The sequence below is a fragment of the Isoptericola sp. NPDC060257 genome, from assembly GCF_042726645.1.
Taxonomy (GTDB): domain Bacteria; phylum Actinomycetota; class Actinomycetes; order Actinomycetales; family Cellulomonadaceae; genus Isoptericola; species Isoptericola nanjingensis.
This window is the reverse complement of sequence record NZ_JBHXAW010000328.1, coordinates 1-4,407: the sequence shown is the minus strand read 5'-3', so window position 1 is coordinate 4,407 and position 4,407 is coordinate 1. Positions and strand designations below refer to the sequence as shown.

At 74.4% G+C, this 4,407-nt stretch carries 3 protein-coding genes and 1 tRNA gene; 3 read left to right on the top strand and 1 reads right to left on the bottom strand.

The window, feature by feature from the left end; all coding sequences use genetic code 11:
• Positions 1–41: 41 nt before the first annotated feature.
• Complete coding sequence (locus tag ACFWEK_RS19310) at positions 42–668, bottom strand: ANTAR domain-containing response regulator (RefSeq protein ID WP_429729957.1); 627 nt, start codon at positions 666–668, stop codon at positions 42–44.
• Between the two features lie 185 nt (positions 669–853).
• On the opposite strand from ACFWEK_RS19310, the gene ACFWEK_RS19305 reads away from it, so the two are divergent.
• The 3 genes from ACFWEK_RS19305 to ACFWEK_RS19295 all read left to right on the top strand — a co-directional run bounded on the left by ACFWEK_RS19305 (position 854) and on the right by ACFWEK_RS19295 (position 4,345).
• A tRNA-Leu gene (locus ACFWEK_RS19305) sits at positions 854–927 on the top strand.
• A 302-nt stretch (positions 928–1,229) separates the two neighbouring features.
• The gene (locus tag ACFWEK_RS19300; protein ID WP_430555088.1) at positions 1,230–2,603 is read left to right on the top strand and encodes an exo-beta-N-acetylmuramidase NamZ domain-containing protein; all 1,374 of its coding nucleotides are present in this window, start codon (positions 1,230–1,232) and stop codon (positions 2,601–2,603) included.
• Entirely contained in the window at positions 2,600–4,345 is a 1,746-nt protein-coding gene (locus ACFWEK_RS19295) for a serine hydrolase (protein WP_430555087.1), read from the top strand. Before ACFWEK_RS19300 ends, ACFWEK_RS19295 begins: the two co-directional genes overlap by 4 nt.
• Positions 4,346–4,407 lie beyond the last annotated feature (62 nt).

The following is a 4,407-nucleotide window of genomic DNA, read 5'->3' as shown; positions in this document are numbered from 1 at the left end:
GTCGCAGGACTCCTCCTGCGACCGGGCCACCGTGGTGCGGATCAGGCTCCGCCGACCTGCTCGATGACGGCGTCCGCGACCTCGCGCATCGTGAGGCGGCGGTCCATCGACGTCTTCTGGATCCAGCGGAAGGACTCCGGCTCGCTCAGACCCATCTTGGTCATGAGGAGGCCCTTCGCGCGGTCCACGCGCTTGCGGGTCTCGAACCGCTCGGTGAGGTCGGCGACCTCGGCCTCGAGCGCCCCGATCTGCTGGTAGCGGGAGATCGCGATCTCCACCGCCGGGAGCAGGTCCGCCGGCGTGAAGGGCTTGACGACGTAGGCCATCGCGCCGGCGTCGCGCGCCCGCTCGACGAGCTCGGTCTGGGAGAACGCCGTGAGCAGGACGACCGGGGCGGCGTGCGCCTTGCCGATCCGCTCGGCCGCCGAGATGCCGTCCAGCTCGGGCATCTTGACGTCCATGACGACGACGTCGGGCTTGAGCTCGGTGGCGAGCCGCACCGCGGTCTCGCCGTCGCCCGCCTCGCCGACGACGTCGAAGCCCGCCTCGCGGAGCGTCTCGACGACGTCCATCCGGATGAGCGCCTCGTCCTCGACGACGACCGCGCGACGCGCGGGTCGCTCCGGCGTCTTCGGGGCCTCGGGCTCCTGGTCGATCAGGGGCGGCAGGTCGAGCGGCACCGTCGCCTCGGGCTTCGCGTCGTGGGGCTTCTCGTCGGTCACCCGTCCATCCTAGTGGTCGCGCGGGGGCGCCGCGTCCCGTGCCGGGTGTGACGAGTGCGACGGCTCGGCCCGCCGACCGGCGGTCGGACGGTTCGGTCGCCGCCCCGCGCGCGTGGTTGGATGGGCCGCGCGCCCCGGTAGCCCAACCGGCAGAGGCAATCGGCTCAAACCCGATCCAGTGTGGGTTCGAATCCCACCCGGGGCACCTCCGCGTCCGCGCGACGCCCCCACGCCACCCCACGACCCGGACTCCGGCGCGATCCCTTGCCGCCGTCCCGCCGTGTCGGTAACTTTCAGGATCAAGTCCCTTCGGGGCAACCCTTGACCGCTCCGCACGTGTCCGGCGTCGCCGCTCCTCCGCAACGAGGCGAGGGGGCGACGACCCCATCGCGACGGCGACGACGCCGGCGCGCCCCCTGGCAGGACGACCGGCCACGGCCACCGACCGCGACGAAGCGGTCCGCGGGTCGCCCTGCAGCAGCACGAGGCAGGAAGGACCACCTGACGATGCGCGACGACCACACCGCCGTCGGACCCACCCCACGGGAACCACGGGGACCACGGTTCGACCGGCGCCACCTCCTCACCGGCACTCTCCTGGGCGCGGCGAGCGTCCCGTTCGCGGCGGCTGCCGCGCAGGCGGCGCCCCGCCGTGCCGCGGCCCCGGCGTCCGCCGGGCTCCCCGCCCGCCCCGTCGTCCCCGGTGCCGACCGCGCGCACGCCGACGGCTGGTCGGTCCTCGCGGGCGACCGGGTCGGCGTGATCACCAACCCCACCGGCGTGCTGCGCAGCCTGCGCAACGTCGTCGACGAGATGCACGAGTCCGGCGCCGTCGACCTCGTCGGGGTCTTCGGCCCCGAGCACGGCTTCCGCGGGACGGCCCAGGCCGGCGGCTCGGAGGGCACGTTCGTCGACGAGCGCACCGGGCTGACCGTCTACGACGCCTACGGGGCCGGCGTCACGAAGATGACCGAGATGTTCCGGGCCGCGGAGGTGGAGACCGTCGTCTTCGACATCCAGGACGTCGGCGCCCGCTTCTACACGTACATCTGGACGATGTGGACGGCGATGCAGGCCGCCGTCGCGACGGGCTCCCGCTTCGTCGTGCTCGACCGGCCCAACCCGGTGGGTGGCACGGCACGCGGCCCGATGATGACCGCCGGGTTCACGTCGGGCGTCGGGGCCAAGGAGATCGTGCAGGCCCACGGCATGACCGTCGGGGAGCTCGCCCGGTTCTTCGACGGCGAGTTCCTGCCCGACGTCGTCGGCGCGCGCCTGGACCGGCTCGACGTCGTCGAGGTCGCCGGCTGGCGGCGCGACGTGACCTTCGCGGGCACCGGGCTCGACTTCGTCATGCCCAGCCCGAACATGCCGACCCCGGACACGGCCCTCGCCTACCCCGGGGCCTGCATGTTCGAGGGGACGAATCTGTCCGAGGGGCGAGGCACCACCCGCCCCTTCGAGCTGATCGGCGCGCCGTACGTCGACCACCGCTGGGCGGCCGCCCTCACGGACGCCGACCTGCCGGGCGTCCTGTTCCGGGAGGCGTACTTCAACCCGACCTTCAACAAGCACGCCGGCACCGTGTGCGGCGGCGTCCAGGTCACCGTCGACGACCCGGCCCGGTTCGACCCGGTGCGCACCGGGGTCGCGATGCTCGTGGCGGCGGCATCCCTGTACCCCGAGTTCGCCTGGCGCGAGGACGCGTGGGACCCCGAGCGGCCCTTCTGGATCGACAAGCTCACCGGCTCGCCGCGCCTGCGGCAGCAGATCGACGCCGGGGCCACCACCGACGACGTCGTCGGCGCGTGGCTCGATGAGCTGGCGGACTTCGACCGGCGTCGTCAGCAGTACCTGATCTACCGCGGGCCGCGGTCGTGAGCGCCGCCCTGCGACGCAGGCCGCGCCAGGGCCGCGTGGCGACCGCGGCCGTGCTCGCGGCAGGCCTGGTCGCGGTCCCGCTCGTCCACGCCACCTCGGCGTCCGCCGACCCGCGCGGGCCCGCGGTGGGCTTCATGCCGCCGTCGACCACGCTCGCCGCGGCCGACCCGGCGGACGTCGGGCTCGACCCGGCGCCGATCGAGGAGGCCGTCGCGCAGGTCCGCGCGCACGAGGTGCCGGTGGGCTCGGCGGCCTACCCGCTCTACCCGGGGGCCGTCGGCCTCATGGGGTACCAGGGGAAGGTCGTGCGCACCGACGCCAGCGGCTGGGCCGTCGCCTACGGCGACGAGGGCGTCGCCCTGCCCACCGACGAGCGCGTGCCGATGCGTGAGGAGACCATCTTCGACCTCGCCTCGGTGTCGAAGCTGTTCACCTCGATCGCGGTCGTCCAGCTGGTCCAGGAGGGCCGCGTCGCGCTCGACGAGCCGCTCGCCACCTACCTCCCCGAGTTCGCCGCCGGCGGCAAGGAGGAGGTGACCGTGCGACAGCTGCTCACCCACACCTCGGGCTTCGTGTCGTGGCTGCCGCTGTGGAGCGCCTACCCCGACCCGGAGTCCCGGATCGCCGCGGTGATGGCGCAGCCCCTCGACGCGCCGCCGGGGACGCGCTACCTGTACAGCGACCTCAACCTCATCAGCCTCGGCGTGCTCGTCGAGCGCCTGCGGGGCGCGCCGCTCGACCAGGTCGTGGCCGACCGGATCACCGATCCGCTCGGGATGACGGACACCGGGTACAACCCGACCGCCGTGGAACGTACGGCGGCGACGGAGTACCAGGCCAGCCCGCCGCGCGGCGTCGTCCGGGGCGAGGTGCACGACGAGAACGCCTGGTCCCTGGGCGGGGTCGCCGGGCACGCCGGCGTGTTCTCGACGGCCGGGGACCTGGCGATCCTGTCCCAGGCCCTGCTCAACGGCGGCCGGTACGGCAAGGCCCGCATCCTGTCCCCCGCGTCGGTGCGCCTCATGGTCACCGACCTCAACGGCGCCTTCCCCGGGGACGCCCACGGGCTCGGCTTCGAGCTCGACCAGCGGTGGTACATGGACGCGATGTCGGGGCCGCGCACGGCCGGGCACACCGGGTACACGGGCACGTCGATCGTCATCGACTTCGACACGCACTCGTTCGCGATCCTGCTGACCAACCGCGTGCACCCGTCGCGCGACTCGGGCAGCATCAACCCGGCGCGGCGCGAGTGGGCGAGCGGCCTGGCCCGCGCCCAGGGGATCGAGCCCCGGCGCGGCGCGGACGCCTGGTTCTCGGGCGACGAGAACGCCACGACGTCGACGCTCACCGCCTCGCTCGACGTGCCCGCGAGCGGGGGCCGCCTGGCGTTCGACCTCTACCTCGACACGGAGGAGACCGACCTGCTGCACCTGGAGACCTCCGCCGACGGCGGGACGACCTGGGCGCCGCTGCCCTTCACCGTGCGGGACCGCGGCCCGGCCGAGCACCCCGACGGCACGGCGTCGGGCTCGGGCACGCGGCGCTGGACGCAGGCCCGGGCACAGCTGCCTCCGGGCGACCTGGAGCTGCGCTGGCGCGTCGTGACCGACCCGCTCTACCTCGGCCGCGGCGTCCTGGTCGACGACGTCGTCGCCCGCGCCCCCGGCTCCCTCCTGCTGGACGGCGAGGCGACGCCCGAGGCGTTCCGGGCCGACGGCTGGCGCCTCGTGAGCCGCTAGGCCCCCGCCCGGGAACGCCGGGCACGACGACGCCGGGGGCGTGCGGCAGGCAGAACCTGCCG

What these genes read in the sequence shown, in the direction of transcription:
- ACFWEK_RS19300 (WP_430555088.1), top strand. Translation starts at nt 1,230, where the DNA reads ATGCGCGACGACCACACCGCCGTCGGACCCACCCCACGGGAACCACGG.